Source organism: Tepidiforma sp. (assembly GCF_026419595.1).
Classification (GTDB): Bacteria; Chloroflexota; Dehalococcoidia; order Tepidiformales; family Tepidiformaceae; genus Tepidiforma.
The window spans coordinates 1-599 of sequence record NZ_JANZZD010000109.1; the positions used below are offsets into that span (position 1 = coordinate 1).

Sequence of the window (599 nt, forward strand, 5' to 3'; positions counted from 1 at the left end):
ATGTGTATAAGAGACAGACTTAGCACCGAGTGAACATAGGTGGGTAGGTCCAGATCATCGACGAGAGTGTTGTAAGCTTCCACATCCGCCGAAGAACCCGTGAGCGCCGCCCACTGCTGCTCCGGCGTGAGGCCATACGCACCCTCACCGCGGCCGGGCTCTGCTAGTTCACCGAAGATATCTATCTCCGCCGGCGGTCGAGCAGTAAGCAGCTCGATGTTGCGATAAGCCCGCAGCCCCGTGGCCGCCGGGATGAGCTTGCCGATGATGACGTTCTCTTTGAGCCCGCGAAGCTTGTCTTTCTTTCCTTCCCAGGCCGCTTCGGTGAGCACCCTGGTGGTCTCTTGGAACGAGGCGGCAGCAAGGAAACTCTCCCGCTCCATCTCCAAAGAGGCCTTGGTGATGCCAAGCACGATGTCCTCGCAAGTCGCAGGTTCCCCTCCAGCCTCCATGACTCGCCGGTTTTTCTCCTCGAACTCCAGGCGCTCCACCTTCTCGTCGGGCAGGAGATCGGTGTCTCCGGGAGTCTTCACCGCGACACGCTTGGTCATCTGACGTACGATGAGCTCCACGTGCTTGTCGTCTATCTGGACCCCCTG

1 pseudogene is annotated in these 599 nt (G+C 59.8%); it reads right to left on the reverse strand.

Going from position 1 to position 599, the window contains the following annotated elements:
- Positions 1-206: 206 nt before the first annotated feature.
- Positions 207-599, reverse strand: a pseudogene (locus N2041_RS14970) (DNA-directed RNA polymerase subunit beta'); the annotation flags it as partial.